19 protein-coding genes and 1 riboswitch are annotated in these 18057 nt (G+C 41.2%); of the genes, 9 read left to right on the top strand and 10 right to left on the bottom strand.

Annotated elements, in window-relative coordinates; all coding sequences use genetic code 11:
* Positions 1-221: 221 nt before the first annotated feature.
* The gene (locus ACRCA4_RS12935) at positions 222-2009 is read left to right on the top strand and encodes a histidine kinase (RefSeq protein ID WP_433189306.1); all 1788 of its coding nucleotides are present in this window, start codon (positions 222-224) and stop codon (positions 2007-2009) included.
* Positions 2010-2096: 87 nt separating this feature from the next.
* Here the strand turns inward: ACRCA4_RS12935 and ACRCA4_RS12930 are convergent, their stop codons facing one another.
* Positions 2097-3713, bottom strand: a complete 1617-nt coding sequence (locus ACRCA4_RS12930; protein ID WP_433189303.1) for an MFS transporter — start codon at positions 3711-3713, stop codon at positions 2097-2099.
* Between the two features lie 338 nt (positions 3714-4051).
* Between ACRCA4_RS12930 and narL the strand changes: the two genes are divergently transcribed.
* The 5 genes from narL to yegQ all read left to right on the top strand — a co-directional run bounded on the left by narL (position 4052) and on the right by yegQ (position 9897).
* Entirely contained in the window at positions 4052-4702 is a 651-nt protein-coding gene (narL, locus tag ACRCA4_RS12925; protein ID WP_433189300.1) for a two-component system response regulator NarL, read from the top strand.
* Positions 4702-5949, top strand: a complete 1248-nt coding sequence (gene moeA / locus ACRCA4_RS12920) for a molybdopterin molybdotransferase MoeA (protein WP_433189297.1) — start codon at positions 4702-4704, stop codon at positions 5947-5949. The genes narL and moeA overlap by 1 nt, the downstream gene beginning before the upstream one ends.
* A gap of 36 nt (positions 5950-5985) precedes the next feature.
* The gene (gene modA / locus ACRCA4_RS12915) at positions 5986-6750 is read left to right on the top strand and encodes a molybdate ABC transporter substrate-binding protein (protein ID WP_433189294.1); all 765 of its coding nucleotides are present in this window, start codon (positions 5986-5988) and stop codon (positions 6748-6750) included.
* Positions 6751-6862: 112 nt separating this feature from the next.
* Positions 6863-8500 carry a thiamine pyrophosphate-binding protein gene (locus ACRCA4_RS12910; protein WP_433189291.1) on the top strand — a complete coding sequence of 546 codons (1638 nt, stop codon included), beginning with the start codon at positions 6863-6865 and terminating at the stop codon, positions 8498-8500.
* Between the two features lie 89 nt (positions 8501-8589).
* Positions 8590-9897: a tRNA 5-hydroxyuridine modification protein YegQ gene (gene yegQ, locus ACRCA4_RS12905; protein WP_433189288.1), complete on the top strand. Its 1308-nt coding sequence runs from the start codon at positions 8590-8592 to the stop codon at positions 9895-9897.
* 50 nt (positions 9898-9947) lie between these two features.
* Here the strand turns inward: yegQ and ACRCA4_RS12900 are convergent, their stop codons facing one another.
* Positions 9948-10487, bottom strand: coding sequence for a hypothetical protein (locus ACRCA4_RS12900; protein WP_433189285.1), 540 nt, complete (start codon positions 10485-10487; stop codon positions 9948-9950).
* A gap of 223 nt (positions 10488-10710) precedes the next feature.
* Between ACRCA4_RS12900 and ACRCA4_RS12895 the strand changes: the two genes are divergently transcribed.
* From ACRCA4_RS12895 to ACRCA4_RS12885, 3 genes are all read left to right on the top strand, one after another.
* A complete protein-coding gene (locus ACRCA4_RS12895) occupies positions 10711-10881 on the top strand; it encodes a 4Fe-4S binding protein (RefSeq protein ID WP_433189366.1) in 171 nt (56 codons plus the stop codon).
* A 158-nt stretch (positions 10882-11039) separates the two neighbouring features.
* Positions 11040-11801: a thiol:disulfide interchange protein DsbG gene (gene dsbG / locus ACRCA4_RS12890; protein ID WP_433189282.1), complete on the top strand. Its 762-nt coding sequence runs from the start codon at positions 11040-11042 to the stop codon at positions 11799-11801.
* A complete protein-coding gene (locus ACRCA4_RS12885) occupies positions 11801-12613 on the top strand; it encodes a TlpA family protein disulfide reductase (protein WP_433189280.1) in 813 nt (270 codons plus the stop codon). Before dsbG ends, ACRCA4_RS12885 begins: the two co-directional genes overlap by 1 nt.
* 19 nt (positions 12614-12632) lie before the next feature.
* On the opposite strand, the gene modC is transcribed toward ACRCA4_RS12885, so the two are convergent.
* The 8 genes from modC to moaA all read right to left on the bottom strand — a co-directional run bounded on the left by modC (position 12633) and on the right by moaA (position 17869).
* The gene (modC, locus tag ACRCA4_RS12880) at positions 12633-13712 is read right to left on the bottom strand and encodes a molybdenum ABC transporter ATP-binding protein (protein ID WP_433189277.1); all 1080 of its coding nucleotides are present in this window, start codon (positions 13710-13712) and stop codon (positions 12633-12635) included.
* Entirely contained in the window at positions 13709-14407 is a 699-nt protein-coding gene (modB, locus tag ACRCA4_RS12875) for a molybdate ABC transporter permease subunit (protein ID WP_433189274.1), read from the bottom strand. The genes modC and modB overlap by 4 nt, the downstream gene beginning before the upstream one ends.
* Positions 14408-14475: 68 nt before the next feature.
* Positions 14476-14922 (bottom strand): molybdopterin synthase catalytic subunit MoaE, encoded by a 447-nt coding sequence (moaE, locus tag ACRCA4_RS12870; protein ID WP_433189271.1) that lies wholly within the window; start codon positions 14920-14922, stop codon positions 14476-14478.
* A gap of 1 nt (position 14923) precedes the next feature.
* On the bottom strand, positions 14924-15199 hold the full coding sequence (locus ACRCA4_RS12865) for a MoaD/ThiS family protein (protein ID WP_433189268.1): 276 nt from the start codon (positions 15197-15199) through the stop codon (positions 14924-14926).
* A 30-nt stretch (positions 15200-15229) separates the two neighbouring features.
* Entirely contained in the window at positions 15230-15745 is a 516-nt protein-coding gene (moaC, locus tag ACRCA4_RS12860) for a cyclic pyranopterin monophosphate synthase MoaC (RefSeq protein WP_313908689.1), read from the bottom strand.
* 1 nt (position 15746) lies between these two features.
* Positions 15747-16289, bottom strand: coding sequence for a molybdenum cofactor synthesis domain-containing protein (locus ACRCA4_RS12855; RefSeq protein ID WP_433189265.1), 543 nt, complete (start codon positions 16287-16289; stop codon positions 15747-15749).
* Between the two features lie 23 nt (positions 16290-16312).
* Positions 16313-16894 carry a molybdenum cofactor guanylyltransferase gene (gene mobA / locus ACRCA4_RS12850; RefSeq protein WP_433189262.1) on the bottom strand — a complete coding sequence of 194 codons (582 nt, stop codon included), beginning with the start codon at positions 16892-16894 and terminating at the stop codon, positions 16313-16315.
* 3 nt (positions 16895-16897) lie between these two features.
* On the bottom strand, positions 16898-17869 hold the full coding sequence (gene moaA, locus ACRCA4_RS12845) for a GTP 3',8-cyclase MoaA (protein ID WP_433189259.1): 972 nt from the start codon (positions 17867-17869) through the stop codon (positions 16898-16900).
* A riboswitch (molybdenum cofactor riboswitch) is annotated at positions 17861-18006 on the bottom strand. It overlaps the preceding gene by 9 nt.
* Positions 18007-18057: the final 51 nt, after the last annotated feature.

The following is an 18057-nucleotide window of genomic DNA, read 5'->3' as shown; positions in this document are numbered from 1 at the left end:
TAAATTCAAAAATACCCACAAGTAGGTAGTGCCTAATTGTGCTAAAAGCTTGAAAATACTGGGGTGTTGGTGATAGTGACAGATTAGGTTATGCTTTATTTACCCCAGCTAACGCAAAAGGGGTAGCTCGAATTTTCTGGGCTATTTATCAGCTTTGCTGATTAGAATTAATATAAATTTGCTTGCGGATGGCCAAATAGCAAAAGCATTTAGGAGAAGCAATGCAAAAGTTTTCTATAGTGACTCGAATTAGTGTTGCTTTAGCCTGCATAGTGTCATTAGCCATTGCCACTATTTTAGTGTCTTTTTGGTTGTCAGATAAACTGGATAGCCATGCCCAGGCTATTAATACGGCAGGCTCATTACGAATGCAAACTTACCGTTTAGGCTGGTTAGCGGTTGAAGCAAATAATCTGCAACTTGAAGCCGCGATTGAAAATATCCAGCTAAGTTGGCAAAACGCGATTTTTAAACGCGTCATTCAAGATAACGCTGAAATTACCCCGCTGTATTATCAAGCAGAGCAACAATGGCAGCAGTTATTACCTTTATTAAGCCAGCTTACTTATAGCGATTTAACTATGCAGCTTGAGCAACACATTAAACAGTTAAACGAATTAGTGCTGGCGATACAGCATGATGCCGAGCATAAAGTGAGAACCTTACGCTCTGTTCAATTAATTGCGTTGCTTTTAACGGTTATGTTGGCGTTAATAATTACTCATTGGCTAAAAGTGAAGGTTGAGCAGCCATTAATAGAATTAACGCGGGCGGCAAGACGAATTGGTCATGGCGACTTTACGGTTAGAGTTACGCCACAACAACCGGATGAGTTGGGTTTATTTGCAGAAACCTTAAATAAAATGAATGATGCTATTGGTCATATGTATGGCAACTTAGAGCAGCGAGTAGATAAACAAACTAAAAAATTACAACATCAAAATACCCGATTAAATTTTTTATATACCATTTCACGGCGCATGAGTGAAAGTGTGCCGCAGCATAAAGATTTTCAACAAATAATAGATGCACTAAAAAGCATAACTCAGTTAGATAATATCGAATTATGCTTAGTTACCGAGCAAGGACAGCAGCCTTATTTTCAAGTGCAGCCTGGTGCTAATGAAATTGATCCTTGTCAGGAGTTAGACTGCAGTGATTGTTTATCAACTAAAACAATTAAAAACTGCGATAACTTATTAATTTATAATTATCCGTTAAACCGAGACAAGCGTAATTTTGGTGTTTTAGTTGCCCGTAAAGAAAGTAATCATGCGTTAGAGCAATGGCAGCAGGACTTATTAAACTCGGTAGCAGATTTAATGGCTATAGCATTAAGCTTAAAGACCGAAGAAGAGCAAATTAGGCGCCTAGCCTTAATGCAAGAGCGAACGGTAATTGCCCGTGAATTACATGACTCGCTAGCTCAAGCGCTGTCTTATTTAAAAATTCAAGTCGCGCGGTTAAATAAAGCGTTAGTTAAACAAGATCAAGCAACGATAGATGACGTTAAAATTGAACTAAAACAAGGATTAGATTCTGCTTATCGGCAGTTACGTGAATTACTGACAACCTTTAGGTTAAAAATTGATGGCACTGGCTTATTAGATGCGTTGCACACTACAGTTAAGCAGTTGATGGAGCAATCATCATTACTAATTAAATTAGATTATCAATTAGTTAGTGTGCCCTTAGCGCCAAATGAAGAGGTGCATCTATTACAAATAATCCGTGAGGCCAGCCAAAACGCCATTCATCATAGCCAAGGTAGCTTATTGCAAATTACCTTATTGCAACAAGCTGATAAATCTATTTATTTGGCCATAGAAGATGACGGAGTAGGCATAGATTCCTCGCCAGAAAAGTTAAATCATTATGGTTTGGCTATTATGCAAGAGCGAGGTAAGCACCTAGGTGGCGATTTAACAATCAAGCTTCGAGAAGAAGGCGGAACTGGGGTATATTTTAGCTTTGTACCAAGCTATTGGCAGGAGCAAAATGTAAGCTAAAAAAACGGCGCTCTGGTTTTAATGCACCAAGCGCCGTTTTAAGTACTGGCTAGCTATTTCCGCTATCAATATAAGGTAGGCTAGCGATTATGGATTATAAAACTCACCATTTTTACGTAAGTAATAAAACCAGTTAACTAACAGACATAAACCATAGAAGATAGCAAAACCTATCATGGCATATTCAGGAGTAGTGGCTTTTATCTGCTCACCTAATACTTGTGGAATATAAAAAGCACCATAAGCGGCTACTGCTGATGTCCAGCCTAATACAGGGCCCGCTTGCTCTTTTGGAAACACCACAGCAATGGTTCTAAAGGTTGAGCCATTACCAATACCACTGGCGGCAAATAAGCCTAAAAATATTAAGAAAAAGGGGACAAAGTATTGCTCTGGCGTTTCAGATTGATAGGCCAGCTTCATGTAATAACCGGCACCTAAGGCACAGGCAATCATGATTGCTGAACAAATCTGCGTTACTAAAGCACCACCTAACTTATCTGCTATCCAACCACCGACAGGGCGGATCAAGGCACCAATAAAGGGAGCTATCCAAGCATAAGTTAAGGCACTTGGCCCATTAGGGTTGGTAGTTTCATGGGTCATTACACCGTCAACCATAATATGGCTATAGCCAAATATTACTTTAATTGACAACGGGAAAGCTGCCGCAAAACCAATAAAAGAACCAAAGGTCATAACGTATAAGACGCTCATTACCCAAGTATGCTTGTTATTAAAGATCCGGTATTGCCGATCAAGGCTAGTGCGAATAGCACCAGGCAACAGTTTTAACAACATAACCGTGCCAAATAATACCGCTAATAATACAATTTCTTTAGGTATGCCAAAACCAGAGCCATTAGCCGCCTCTGGTAAAATTAACCATAAACCAATAATTGACGTGAAAAAGCCTATGCCCAGCATAGCTAAAATAATACTGAAAGCCGTAATAGCTTTAGGCAATTTGGGTGTGACTTCTTCAGTATGAATATTGTTAGTAGCAAACCAAAGTAAAAAAGCTAAAGGAATTAAAGTAATTAACCAAGCAAAACCCGAGTTTTGGATCCAGGTTTCTGTGCCGGCTGGAATGGTACCCGTTACTGTGCCACTAGGTTTAAGTAGTGTCATAGGCTCGCCACCGCCTAACAAACTAAAGACACCATAAGACATAAACAAAGGCACTAAAATTTGCACCGTAGTGACACCAAAGTTTCCTAAACCTGCATTTAAACCTAAAGCTAAACCTTGTTGTTTTTTAGGATAAAAAAAGCTGATATTAGACATTGATGAAGCAAAGTTACCGCCCCCGATACCGGATAATAAAGCCATTAATTGAAACACCCATAGTGGCGTATCAATGCTTTGTAGCGCTAACCCAGTGCCTACGGCAGGTATAAGTAGTAATGTAGTGGTTAAAAATAAGGTATAACGACCACCGCATAGACGAACAAAGAAGCTAGAAGGGATCCGTAAGGTTGCGCCAGTAAAGCCGGCGATAGCAGTTAAGGTAAATAACTGAGCTGTAGTGAATGGATAACCCACGTTTAGCATTTGAACGGTAACAATACTCCATAGCATCCAAACACCAAAGCCACAGAGTAAGCTTGGGATAGAAATCCACAAGTTACGACTAGCAATGGCTTTACCTTGGGTTTGCCAAAAGCTCTCATCTTCAGGCAACCACTTTTTTAGGTCTGACATAACAAACTCCTCAAAGGGACAGTAATAGAATTACTTGAACTATGAAGTGATGTCACTAATGCAGCAATGCGCCTTGAGAGTTAGTTAATTAACTCGCTTGAGTCTTTTTAGTTACCTATTAGTGGGTACTGATATTGGTGAATTAATAAAATTTTCAACTAAAACAAAAGGTTAAATTGGTAGTGTTAGCAATTTAAGCTAGAGTGTAGTAATAATACTGTGAGAATTAAATTACGCTAAGATGATTTAAATCAAAGTTTAATAGCAATTAATGTAAGCTAATAGAACAAAATCGTGCTTAATACCTAAAGCGCACTATGACGGAGTAACTAATCACTATGTCGGAACATATAGCCACTATAATGCTTGTTGATGATCATCCTTTGTTACGTAAAGGCATGAAGCAACTGCTCACCATGGAAGAAGACGTTGAAGTTATAGCTGAAGCGAGTAGCGGAGCAGAAGCCGTAAAATTAGCAATTGATCTTGATCCTGAACTGATAATTCTTGATTTAAATATGCAGGGTATGGATGGCATTGAAACTTTAAAAGCCATGCGCGATGAGGGCGTAAGTTCACGTATTGTAATGCTTACCGTATCAGATGCAGATGAAGATGTTGTTAATGCCATTAGTAATGGTGCTGATGGTTATTTACTCAAAGATACTGATCCTGACGTTTTACTAGAAAATATTAAACGTGCTTTAGAAGGTAAAATGGTACTAAGTGAAACTATTACCCAAGTACTAGCAACCGCCTTGCGCAGACCAAGCGTTAAACCAGTAGCAGAACTAAATAGTTTAACTAATCGTGAATATGAAATTTTAAGCCTAATTGCCAAAGGTATGAGCAATAAAGTGATAGCCCGTGAGTTATCTATTTCAGATGGCACAGTAAAAGTGCATGTTAAGCATTTATTGAAAAAGTTAGGTTTACGCTCACGCGTAGAAGCCGCTGTGTGGATGGTTAATCAGCAAGGAGCAAAATAGTGTCAGCGAATCAATTTAATCAACCGAAGCCATTAATGCCAATTGCTGAGGCGCTATCGACTATGCTTGGCTTAGTTCAGCCAATTGCAAGTACTGAAAGTGTTGCTATTTTACAAGCCTTAGATCGGGTATTAGCTGAAGATATTATTTCGGCAATAGATGTTCCGGGTTTTGATAACTCGGCTATGGATGGTTACGCTTTTCGTTGCCAAGATGCTGCTTTAGACCAACCACTTGAGCTAGTGGGGGCTGCCCTTGCTGGCCAAGCTTATGCCGGAACCGTTACAGCAGGGCAATGCGTAAGAATTATGACCGGTGCTGTAGTGCCAGCGGGCGCTGATACCGTTATTATGCAAGAGCAGGTTACAGTTAACGCTGATCAACAACACATTCGTTTAACTAAGCTGCCAAAAGTGGGCGACAATATTCGCCGTGCGGGTGAAGATATTGCAAAACAACAACAAGTATTGCCAGCGGGTAAACGCTTAGCCGCTGCAGATATTGGCCTGCTGGCTTCATTAGGTATTGCTGAGGTTATCGTAAAGCCCAAATTAAGAGTGGCTATTTTATCTACTGGGGATGAGTTAACTCCCCCTGGCCAACCTTTAAAAGATGGTTATATTTATGACAGTAACCGCTATGTTATGCATGCTATGTTACAGCGTTTAGGGGTTGAAATTATTGACCTTGGTTTACTGCCAGATGATCCAGACACTATAGAAACCGCGTTTAAACAAGCCATGTTGCAAGCGGATGTGTTGATTACCAGCGCAGGGGTATCAGTAGGTGATGCCGATTACACTAAGCAAATTTTAGTGAAATTAGGTGAAATTGATTTTTGGAAGGTAGCGATAAAGCCTGGCAAACCTTTTGCCTTTGGCAAGCTAGATGACAGTTGGTTCTTTGGTTTGCCGGGTAACCCTGTTGCAGCCGTCGTTACCTTAGAGCAGTTAGTGCAGCCAGTATTGCGTAAAATGGCCGGCGAAACTATGTCTGCTATACCTGAGTTATTAACCGCAACCTGTGAAGTGGCACTGAAAAAGCGCCCTGGCCGTGCTGATTATCAACGTGGCTGGTACTGGCAGCAAAATGGCCAACTTTTTGTTAAAACCCTAGGTAGCCAAAGTTCAGGCATGTTGACCTCTATTGCTAACGCTAATTGTTATATTGTATTACCCCAAGACGCTGGCTCTTTAGAATCAGGCAGCACAGTGGATATTTTGCCTTTTTCAAGCATGTTGCGTTAATTTGCCAGCTAAAAGTACCATTTTTCAGGATAATATATGTTTAAACGGCTTAGTATTAAATTAGCAACAGTACTTATTAGCGGTAGTCTTTTGCTATCTACAGCTGTTATGGCTGAAAATACGAATATTGCAGCAGCGGCGAGTTTACGCTTTGCACTTTCAGATATAGTGGCACTATTTACAAAACAACACCCTGAATATTCGCTACAAGTAACTTATGGCGCTTCAGGTAAACTTAGCCATCAAATTATCAATGGTGCGCCTTTTGATTTATTTTTATCAGCAGATATGCAGCGACCTTTACAGCTTGAAGCTGCTAAAGTTACAGCTTCGCCTATTCAAGCTTATGCTTTAGGCCGAATTGTTATTTGGCAAGCGGATGAAACAGCTCCAGCGTTAACTTTGGCTGATTTAATCCGCCCTGAAATACATAAGTTGGCTATAGCGCAACCGGCTCATGCCCCTTATGGTAAAATGGCGCAGCAAGCGCTAGAAGCTGCAGATATTTGGCAACAAGTGCAAACAAAACTAGTCTTTGGTGAAAATATTGCCCAAACAGCGCAAATGACCCAATCAGGTGCGGCTGATGCGGGCATTATTGCGCTATCTTTAGCTAAAAACCCTAATATTACTCGCGATAACTATTCTTTAATTGATGCAAGCCTACATCAGCCGTTATTACACGGCTTAGTGTTAACTAAATCTGGTGCTAATAACCATGCTGCCAAATCTTTTGCTAACTTTATGCAAAGCGCTGCAGCGGAAGAAATTTTACAACAACATGGCTTTGAACGGCCTTAATCTTACCCTAATTATATACCTCTTTTGCCTTAGTCATTAATGTAGCCTTGTTGATATACATCAATATTGCAATAGTTATAGCAGCGCACACTACATAAAACGGAGGTGTTTTATGTTATTAGTGGATGCATTACTGCACGAATTACAACTTTTTGAGGTTAAACAATTATTTGGCATTCCTGGTGATTTTGTTTTGCCATTATTTGAACAATTACAACAACGTAATAGGTTACCGCTGTATTATTTAAGTCATGAACCGTCAGCGGTATTCGCTGCCGATGCGGCTGCTCGTATTAGTAAAAAACCATCAGTGGTAATATTAACTTATGGCGCAGGCGCACTTAATGCCGTAAATGCCGTAGCTCAAGCCTATGTAGAGCATGTGCCTTTAGTGGTTATTGCTGGTTTTCCTAGTGCAGCGGAAATTCAAAGTGGCTTGCAAATTCATCATCAAGCTAAAAATATTGACTCGCAGCGAGATATTTACCGCGAGATAACTGCTTGCCAAGTGCGGCTTAATAACCCTAAGCAGGCCGGTAATGATATTCGCTTAGCGCTGAAAACAGCAAAAGAGCAAAGCTTGCCCGTATTAATTGAAATTCCTCGTGATGCGGTTTTGTATAATACTGAATTAGCAACAGACTACATAGCACCTCAGCCAGATGCGGTGGATATTGAACAAGCAGTAGCCTATTTAAGCCAAAAATTAGCCGCTGGCCAGCGGCCAGTTATTGTTGCGGGGGTCGATGTTAGGCGTTTTGATGCTGTAGCAGAGCTAGAAGCTTTAGCCAGTAAGTTTAATATTCCTTTTATTAGCACTTTAATGGGCCGAGCTTGTGTCAACCAGCAACATCCGCTTTATCAGGGGATATTTTTAGATAAAACTGATTTGCGGCCAGCTCAATTGTTACGCCAAGCGGATCTTATTCTGCAAATAGGTGTGATAAAAACCGATAGTAATTTTGCAGCAAACCGAGCATTTTTCCCCACTGACAATGTGATAGAAATAAGCGCAGATAAAATGCACACCAAAGATAACGTCTTTAGCGGTATAAGCCTAAAAGCTTTACTAAGTAGTTTATTGCAACAAGCAATACCACCTTTTAGTAACCAAGAGCTAGCAACAGTTGCTTTAGATGGCCCTAAGACAAAACCAGACACTAGCCAACTAACAACTACTAGTGTGGTGCAACAGATAGATCAGCAACTAGTAAAAACAGCACTTACTGTGCCATTTGTTTCTGATATTGGTGATTGCTTATTTGCATCTTTACACGCTAACCCTAGCTTAATGTTGGCTCCAGCTTTTTATGCTTCAATGGGCTATGCCGTGCCAGCGGCCTTAGGCGTGCAAGCGGTGACTGGTTTAAGACCCGTTGTCTTAGTAGGCGATGGCGCTTTTTTAATGACAGGCTTAGAGTTAGGCCACTTTGCTCGTTATGGTTTTACGCCTATTGTTGTTTTATTTAATAACAGTGGCTGGGACATGATTAATGCATTTTCACCTAACCTAAATTGTACTAGCCTCAATAATTGGCATTATGCTGAATTAGCCCACAGCATGGGCGGCAGTGGCGTGCAAGTACATAGCTTAGATGAGTTTAATTTAGCTTTAGCTGCGGCGCTTGAAAATGAAAGTCAATTTAGTTTAATTGAAGTAGTGTTAAGCACCGGTAGCCGTACTGAGCGGCTAAATAATTTTGCAGCCGGTTTTAAAAACGCTGAAAAATCAGCAGTAGTGCAATGTTAGGGCTAAGTCACTTAAGCTTGCGTTAAATCAATAATTGAAACTTTACAGGCGCTAAACTAGCGCCTTATTTTGTTTGTGGGCGCTTTGTTATGTTTAAACCTGAATTACTCTCGCCAGCGGGTAGCTTAAAAGCTATGCGGGTGGCTTTTGCTTATGGTGCCGATGCGGTATACGCCGGCCAGCCACGTTATAGCTTACGAGTGCGTAATAACGAATTTACGCTGGCAGAATTAAAAATAGGCATAGAAGAAGCGCATCAGCAAAATAAAAAATTCTATGTGGTGGTTAATATTGCCCCACACAATAGCAAGCTTGGCCGTTTTGTTGCCGATATGGCCGCTGTGGTAGCGTTAAAGCCAGATGCGTTTATTGTTTCTGATCCTGGCGTGATTTACTTACTGCAGCAAAACTTTCCTAATATAGCTCTGCATTTATCTGTGCAAGCCAATACCATGAACTGGGCGGCAGTGAAATTTTGGCAGCAACAAGGCGTAGAGCGAGTGATAGTATCGCGGGAACTGGCTATTGAAGAAATAGCTGAAATACGCCAACAAGTACCTGATATGGAAATTGAAGTTTTTGTGCATGGTGCTTTATGTATGGCTTATTCAGGCCGCTGCTTACTATCGGGTTATATTAATAAACGGGATCCAAACCAAGGTACTTGTACTAATTCCTGCCGTTGGCCTTATAGCGTGCAACTAGCAGAAGAAGACGAAGTAGGCCAGTTTAAACCTATTAGCACACCGGCATTAATTGAAGAACAAGGCCGACCTGGTGAACTAATGTCATTGGATGAAGATATTCATGGCAGCTACATTTTAAATTCTAAAGATTTACGTGCCGTACAGCATGTCGAAAAACTAAGCGCCATGAAAGTGCATTCATTAAAAATTGAAGGGAGAACAAAGTCTGTTTATTACGTGGCGCGTACCGCTCAGGTTTATCGGCAAGCTATAGATGATGCTGCGGCAGGTAAAGCTTTTGATACTCGCTTATTAGACCAATTAGAAGGCATGGCAAATAGAGGCTTTACCGAAGGCTTTTTACGCCGGCATGTGCCGCAAGATACCCAAAACTATGGCACTAGTCATAGTCAGGGCGAGCAGTTATTAGTTGGCGAGTTTATTGGTCAGCAAGATAACCAAGGTTATGCCTTAGTTGAGGTTAAAAATCGCTTTGCTATTGGCGATAAGCTGCTATTGATGACACCAAAAGGTAATGTTAACTTTACTTTAACCGGTTTAAAAGACAGCCAATATAATGACATTTTACTTGCGCCTGGCTCTTGTTATAAATTATTAGTGAAGCTGCCTGAACCGGTCGATTTAGCTTTTGCCATGCTAATTAAGTACGCTAATCATATTGAGCAGCCCTTAGAAACTAGAGTCGGCTAAGGTATAGATTTAATTTCTTTAATATCTGTACCTATCGTTATATACATCGATCACTTTTTGCGGTTCAGCCATTTTTTAGCCCACTTAGGCCTATTAACCTCATAATAATATGGATTTTTAGGCAGTGTGATCTTGGGGTTAGCTTGCTTTAAAGCTGCAAAAAAAACTTTTCTATCAATAGAAAAGTTATTGTACATCAGCTGCTTGCGTTCGCCTGAGCTTAGTGCTATCAGAGTCGTGCTATAGTTGCGCTGTACATCAGTAAATTGTTCAAGTGCCACAACTTCTGCAATAGGAACTGTCCAGCCGTGATCGGCAAAAGTAGGAGCAAAGTAATGTAGCTCTTTAGCTGTGACACTAAGCTCTATACTTTTATTTTTAAACCAAAAATAAAGCGCAATACCAACTAGAATGGCTTCTATAATCCAAATAGCAATATCAGCAACAGCCATAATTTCAGTCGCTGCTGCTTGATCATACTTAGGAAGGTAATGCGCTGCAGCTAAGTACATTGCATAGGCGACAACTGCATTTAATAGTAAGGTTATAGCCATGCTGCGTTGGCTTCGGCTGTATTTAAAATAGGTCAATTTAGTTTACTCCTAGCCTGATATAACAAAACGCAACAAAATGAAGATGAGCACCGCTAATATAGTTTGACTATAAAACCTTAGCATTAAATCTAATGATAAGGATATTTTTGTCTAGGTTTGTATTCTTGTTGATAAAGATCAAAGCATGCAGCTACCAATCTGTTTAAATAGACAGCTATAACCCATTTAGGAGTATTAGGCCTTGCCAGCTTTGATAGAAGTGTCATGTATAAATTGTGATATGTGTGTCCCTGAGTGTCCTAATGAGGCTATTAGTATGGGGGCACTGCATTATCAGGTGACTGCTGAGCTTTGTACTGAATGTGAGGGCTTTTATGATAAGCCTACTTGTATAGTCGTTTGCCCAATAGATTGTATAGCGTTAGTTTAAGGTGCAAAACAGCCGTCTTTATTCTGTTTTAATGAAAATAAATAAACACTTAGCTGAAATATAATGTGATGATCCGCGTTCTATTAGTCAACTAAGACGGTCAATTAAGGTAACATTAGATTAATGACCGCCATGATTATGTTTATTTGGAGAATAGAATGAAGATTTCTTGTTATTTAACGCTATTAGGGTTAACTGCAGTATTGAGTAATTTTGCTTATGCCGAAGAAAAAACACCTGAAGTGATTGAGTTTATACAAAAGCAAGGTCTTGAAATTGTCGATACGTTTGAAACTGAAGCGGGGTTAACCGGGTACGCAACTCAGGTGAATGGCCGGGCAATAACAGTATATTTAACGCCAGATAAAAAGTATGCGCTTATTGGAAACCTAATTAATGCCCAAGGAAAAGATTTAGGTGCAGATGCAGTTCAGCGTCTTATCAGCGGCCCTGCCAATGAAAAAATTTGGCCTTTATTAGCGTCGTCAAACTGGGTCGCTGATGGTAAAGACACCGCGCCGCGAGTTATTTATACTTTTACTGATCCTAACTGTCCTTATTGCCATAAGTTTAGAGCCGCTGTTGCTGATGACATTGAAGCAGGTAAAGTTCAATTACGTCATATTATGGTAGGAATAATTCGCCAAGATAGCCCTTCAAAAGCGGCTAATATTTTAGGTTCTTCTGATCCGGTTAAAACTTTATTGCAGCATCATACAATGTTAGATAAAGGCGGTATTAAGCAAGATCAACAAGCGATTAAAAATGGCTTCCCAGCCGTTAATATTAATACAGCATTATTACGTGACTTGGGGTATTCAGCTACGCCAACAAATTTTTATAAAGATGAAAATGGTCAAGTGGTTATTGTGCAGGGAATGCCAAGAGCTGAAGCCTTGAAAAAAATGTTAGGTAAATAATGATAGCCGTTAATTTAGGGCCTTTAGCCTTACCGGTATCTCCTTTATTAACCTTGATCAGCATTATTATTGGTTTTACGGTAACCTCTTTTGTTGCAAAAAAAGCAGGAGTACAGCAAAAAGAAAGTGCTTCTAATGCTTTATTTATAATATTGCTAACCGGCTTGGTTGTGGGACGTTTCGTTTTTGTGCTGCGGTTTGCTGATAGCTATGACAGCTTTTGGCAAATGCTGGATATACGCGATCGCGGCATTGACTATATGGCGGCCTTATTTAGCGCATTAGTTGTGTTATTTATTCAGTTAAAGCAGCGTCAGCTGCGCAAAGCCTTGTTATCTGGCGTAATCACTATGATAGCGTTATTTACGCTTTTTACTTTAGTTATCACGGCAGGTCAGGCGCAAGCTGTGCTGCCCGATACGAGTTTTATGCAACTAGACGGTAAAAAAGTAAAGATAAGCGATATTAGTCAACAGCGGCCTACTGTAGTCAACTTATGGGCTAGCTGGTGTCCACCTTGCCGGCGTGAAATGCCTGTTTTGCAACAAGCTGAACAGCGTTATGCTGATATTAGTTTTATTTTACTTAACCAGCGCGAGCCAACCGATACTGTAGAACACTTTTTACAGCAAAATGGTTTAAGCTTTAAGCATGTGCTGTTAGATAATAAAGGCGATATGGCAACCGCTATGGCCGCTTTTGGTTTACCTGTAACCTTGTATTTTGATACCAATGGTCGCTTAGTTCATAGCCATATGGGCGAGTTATCAGCAGCCAGTTTACAACAAAGTATTGAGCAGTACCTAAAATAACTAAACACTAAACATGTGCTTAGTGCAGAGCAACGGCTTTAATTTGTATATATAACGGCATATTTATAGCAAGTTTTAGCCGCTGTGCGGATTGTTTAGTAATTAGGGCTTGTAGCGGTTGTTGTTCAACCTTTAGCTGCACTAATACTTCGGCAGGGTGCTCGGCATCGCGCAAACCGGTAATAGTAGCTTGTAGCTGATTATTTACCGAGCTGTGCTCTAAAGGTTGTAAGCTCAGGGCGACATCTCTAGCTTGAATGCGCAGCCTGCAGCTATTTTGCTCAGGCAGCTGAGCGCTAGTTTGCTCTTGCTGGCTTAATGGTTTTGGTACTTGTAATTGCTGCTTACCTAACTGCAAACTTAACAAGTTAGGATCTTGGCTAGGCTTCATTTTGCAGTGCAAAACAGACATAGCACCAAAGACTGCAAACTGAGCTAAGTTTAGCTGTTGCTGTAATTCCCCTTGGCTAATGACTTGGCCTTGATCAACTAGCACTATATAGTCGGCTAGTTGCACTATATCTTCGAGTTGATGGCTTACTAATAACATAGGGATTTTGCTTTGCTGGGCAACTTGCTGCAAATAAGGCAATATTTCTTGTTTGCTAGGGCCGTCTAGTGCGGTTAAAGGCTCGTCTAACAATAGTAATTGTGGGCTAGTTAATAAGGCGCGGCCTAAGGCAATGCGTTGGCGCTGGCCGCCGGATAGCTGGGCTAAATCTAGGGCGAGTAAAGGCTCAAGTTGCAGCATATTTATTACCTGCTCTGGCTGCAACTTTTGTTGGGCTTTAGCTGTTCGTTTATAACCGTATAATAAGTTATCTCTTACCGATAAATGGGCCAATAAACTGGCTTCTTGAAATACCATGCCAAGACGGCGTTTATGAATAGACACTGAGGTTTTACCCTGCAGCCAGTTTTGCTGTTGAAAACTAATCTGGCCTTGGCTGTTTGGCTCTAAGCCGGCAATAGCACGCAGTAAGCTGGTTTTACCACAACCTGAACGACCAAAAATAGCGGTTACGCCTGTGCTGGGAAGTTGGCAATTAACTTGCAGCATAAAATGCCGCCGCGGCAAGCTAAAATTTAAATTAATCATAATCTTACCAATGAAAAGCGGCGCTGAGCAGTATACACCAGCGATAACACTATAAAAGCGGCGATCAACATACCTAACGACAAGGTATGGGCAGCGGCATAATCCATTGCTTCGGCATAATCATAAATTAACACTGATAACACTCGGGTTTCGCCAGGAATACTGCCCCCCAGCATTAAAATAACGCCAAACTCACCTAAAGTATGAGCAAAACTAAGTGTAGTGGCGACAATAAAGCCGCCGCGACAAAGCGGTAAGGTAATAGTGAAAAACCGATCGAGTTTATTAGCGCCTAAACTGGCCGCAACTTCAAGCGGCCGGCGGCCCATATCCCGAAACGCCTGCAATAAAGGTTGCACAGCAAAGGGTAAAGAGTAAACAACCGAAGCAATTAAAATACCGGTAAAACTAAAGGCTAAATGGCTTAAACCTAAACTTTGTAAGGTGCCGCCAACAGCACCATGCGGACCAAGTAGCATTAGCATATAAAAGCCTAATACAGTAGGGGGTAATACTAAGGGAAGGGCAACAATAGCTTGTACTGCTATACGCAACTTACTATGGCCGGAAGCCAACCAAGAGGCGATAGGGGTGGCGATAACTAATAAAATTAAGGTGGTATAACTACATAACTTAATGGTTAGCCAAATAGCCTGCCAATCGGCTGCGGTTAACTTACTTAAGCTGAGTTCCATATTTACCCATCCCTTGCGGTTACTGTATTTACTACTATCACAACTACTAGTACAGCTACTAGTACAAGCTACCAGCGTTTAATGGCAGCTTGATCACTGGCTTTAGCAGCTACCCAGTATTCTTGTTCGGTAGTGTGCTCTTTTTTCCAAAATGGCGCCGTATTTTTTAAGTAATCCATTATAAACTGGGCTGCTTCAAAAGCAGCAACACGATGTGGGCTAGTAACGCCAACAAAGACTATTTGCTCATTAGGCAATAAAGTGCCCACCCGATGAATAATACGCACACCACCAAGCTGCCAGCGTTGTTGTGCCTGCTTAGCAATATCCTCTAAGGCCCGCTCGGTCATGCCAGGATAATGCTCTAAAGTCATGGCTTTTAAAGTGCTGTTGGCAAGTTCACGCACTAAACCGGTAAATATAACCACAGCACCACAGCTGGCATTAGTGCTTAAGCTGGCATATTCATCAGCCAGATTAAAATCTGCTTGTTGTACGCTAATAGATAGTGTCATGTTAGCCGCCAGTAACCGGTGGGAAAAAGGCGAGCTCATCATTAGCTTTTACTTCTGTGCTTATAGGCACCAGTTGCTGATTTAAAGCGCATAATAAATCTGCTTGGCTTAATGCGTGTTGCCAAAGACTATCTTTAGCTTGTAATTGGGCTAATACAGCGGCAATAGTTACTGTTTTCGATGCTGAGGCATTGCTAGTTAATGAGCTTAAGTTAAATTCTAGTTGGGCGCATTGTAAGCGCTCGCGCAGGGCGGCAAAAAATAAGATTTTAATCATGCTAGTGCTCCTTTACTTATAATCTGTTACTTAATTATCTTCTAACAAATAATGGCCTGATTTGCCGCCGGTTTTTTCAATTAAACGAATATCGGTTATTTGCATGGCTTTATCAACGGCTTTGCACATATCGTAAATAGTTAAAGCCGCTACCGATACCGCGGTTAAGGCTTCCATTTCAACACCAGTTTGGCCACTTAATACGCAAAGGCTTTGCAGCTTAATCTGGCCATTAGCTGCATCTAATGTAAAGTCGATACTGACCTTACTTAACATCAGCGGATGACAAAGCGGGATTAAATCACTGGTTTTTTTTGCGGCCATAATACCGGCAATACGGGCGGTGGCTAACACATCCCCTTTTTTAATTAATGCTTGTTCAATAAGAGCAACTACTTCTGGCTGGGTATTAATAGTGGCTGCAGCCCTAGCTTCACGCTTGGTGCTAACTTTATCTGATACATCCACCATGCTAGCTGCGCCATCTTTATCCAGATGAGTTAGCTGTAAATCACTATCGGCTTGGTTAAAAAAACTATCCTTCATATTAAGCTCCATTACAGCTATTAAGTGGGCTATTTTTAACGTGGGCAACAAAGTTACAAGGCCCAGTGCGGCTATCTAGTTGCGGTAAAATTAACTGCTCCATGGCTAAGCGACAGGCGCCACCTGAACCTGGCATAGCAAAAATTAAGCTATGATTAGCAAAGCCCGCTAAGGCACCAGACTGCATAGCCGCCGAGCCTAATTCCGCAAAAGAAAGCTGGCGAAATAATTCACCAAAACCTGGAATAGGCGTGTCGATTAAGGCGCTAACGGTGCTAACAGTGCAATTACCCGCAGCAAAGCCGGTGCCACCGTTGATTAAAATAACTTGAATGTTTTCATCTTGGCTCCACTGATTAAGTGTGGTAGTAATAGCCGCAATATTATTTTTATGAATAGCGCGCGCGGCAACAATGTGGCCAGCTTGCTGGCATAGGTTAGCAAGTAAGTCGCCACTAGTGTCACTTTCAGCGCTGCGGCTGTCAGATATAGTCATCACGGCAAGCTTAAGGGCGTAAAACTGATTTAATTTGGCTTTGGCCATTATCTTAACTCCAAAATAGATGGCTAATTGCTAGATTTACTCTGTTTTTGAGCAGTCTGCAAAGAACAGCTTAATGTTGTTTGTTGCTGTAAAAACGCCTGCCAGTCTGCAGGGGTATTGGTATTGAGCAACTGTGTTTCATCAATGTCGACTGAACTAGCATTTAAAGCGTTTAATAACTGCTTAATTGAACGCTGCTGTTTAGTTAGTTGTTGGCTAATAACGTGCTGTAATTGGCTGTTAATCGTTAGCAAACAGGGTAAGGGGCTTTGGTTAAAGCAGGCTGCAGCTGCGCTTTGTTGCAGTAATAGTTGTAACGCCTGAGTACTCAGTAAAGGTGTATCTATAGGCAATACTAATAACCGCTTATGCTGACAGTGCGGCAGTGCTGCTAAAATACCTGCTAAAGGCCCTTGCTCAGGTTGCAAGTCTTGAATATAACCTTTTTGGTTGCGGCTAATTAAAACTTGGCTAGCTCCAGCCTGCGTAGCTAATTGCTGCATATGTTGCAATAAGCTTTGACCTGCGAATTGCAAGCAGGCTTTATCTTGGCCCATACGGCTTGATTTACCGCCAGCTAAAATTAAGGCACTAAATTTACTCATTTTTTAGCCGCCAATCATAGCTAAATGGCGAGTTGAGCCGCTGTTGTCATCTAATAAATAATGGGTTTCCGCTTTGGTTAAAATAGCGGCTTGTAAAAACTGCATAACGGGCTCTGGATCGTCAGAGGCGAGTAAATGGCGTAAGTTTTGATGCTGCTCGGTAAATAAGCATAAAAATAACTTAGCTTGGCTAGACACTCGTAAGCGATTGCAATCAGCACAAAAGTCTTTGCTATAAGGCATAATTAAGCCAATTTTACCTTGATAATCCGCATGGCTATATTCTAATGCTGGGCCATCAGAGATGCCTTTGGCTTGTAGTTGCCAGCCTTGCTCTAATAAAGTTTGTTGAATGCTGCTGCCACTTAAATGCTGCTTTTGATAAAAAGCGGTATTGTCGTTGGTGCGCATAAGCTCGATAAAGCGCAGTGATACCGGTCGATCTTTTACAAACTGCTGAAAGTCAGGTAGCGCCAACGCATTGTGTTGCCGTAACAAAACCGTATTGATTTTTACTTGTTTAATACCCACAGCTTGCGCATACTCTATGCCCTCAAGGATTTCAGCTAGTTTATCTTGACCTGTTACCAAATGAAAAGTAGCCGCATCTAAGCTATCAATACTGACATTAATAGCGTCTAAGCCAGCGGCTTTTAAAGCCTCAGCATCACGTTTTAAACGATAACCATTGGTAGTTAAAGCTACTTTTTCAATACCAGGTACCGCTTTACAAGTGGCGATAATTTCACATAAATCTTTGCGTAAAGCAGGTTCGCCGCCGGTGATCCGGACTTTTTTAGTGCCTAATTTAGCAAAGGCCGTCACTAAGCGTTTAATTTCGGGTAAGGTTATTTCACCTGAGCGTGAATTACAGTCATTGCCATCGGGTAGGCAGTAGGTACAGCGAAAGTTACAACTTTCGGTAATAGAGAGCCGCAAATAGGTAAAGCGGCGCGAGAATGCGTCTACTAACATTGAATACACCTTTCCAAATCGGGGAGGTGAGGCCGTTTCCAGCAGCACCCGGTGGCATTATTGCCACGGCTTGCCGTTCATGCCTACAATTAATGCTTTGCAGGGGTAGAGCCGGTAGCTCGGCGTTATGTATTGAGTGTAGCTTAGTCATTATGAAGTTTAAATTGCCAAAAAGGAGTGCTTATAAG

The organism is Rheinheimera sp. WS51, assembly GCF_050936095.1.
Taxonomy (GTDB): domain Bacteria; phylum Pseudomonadota; class Gammaproteobacteria; order Enterobacterales; family Alteromonadaceae; genus Alishewanella.
The sequence above is the reverse complement of the archived record's forward strand: the minus strand, read 5'-3'. Positions and strand labels throughout refer to the sequence as shown.